At 63.6% G+C, this 517-nt stretch carries 1 protein-coding gene; it reads right to left on the bottom strand.

The window, feature by feature from the left end:
* Positions 1 to 95 precede the first annotated feature (95 nt).
* The coding region (locus tag B4920_RS25845; protein ID WP_305847118.1) for an IS4 family transposase at positions 96 to 517 on the bottom strand (422 nt) is incomplete at its 5' end.

Below are 517 nucleotides of genomic sequence, written 5' to 3'. Positions count from 1 at the left end.
GCAGAGTCGGATCGGGGACCTGTTGCCGCATCGGGGCGGCTGGAGTCACCCTGAGGCTCGGTCAAGAGGGGATTACCCATCCCCTTACACACAATTCACCCCTGATCCATTTTCCTTGCCTGGCGCATGCCTTCGACAAAGACGGCCAGCTGCTGGAGACCGAGCCAGATTGTCTTGGCGCCGGGCTCACCATCATGTCGGCGGGCCAGGAAGCCTCCACGCTGGGCGATCAGGCGCAAGACGGTGTTCAGCGCGGGCACGGCTGTCGGGATGGGCTTCTTGTTCAGGATAAAGGCGGCCCGCCACTCATCGGCTTCGAACGCCATGTCGGCGGGTAAATCGGGCAGGCTCCGACCCAGGCGCATCAGGCGGTTGATCCGCCAGGCGATCACCATGTAAAGCGCCAGCGCACTTTGCAGGCGACGCGTGTCGGCCAGTTGCAGGCGCTCGACCCGGCAGCCTTCCTTGAGCACCAGGAAGAACAGTTCGATCTCCCAGCGGGCGCGATACCAGTCGA

The sequence above is a fragment of the Zoogloea sp. LCSB751 genome, assembly GCF_002028455.1.
Taxonomy (GTDB): Bacteria; Pseudomonadota; Gammaproteobacteria; order Burkholderiales; family Rhodocyclaceae; genus Zoogloea.
Note: the sequence above shows the minus strand (reverse complement) of the source record. Positions and strands in the feature narration are given on the sequence as shown.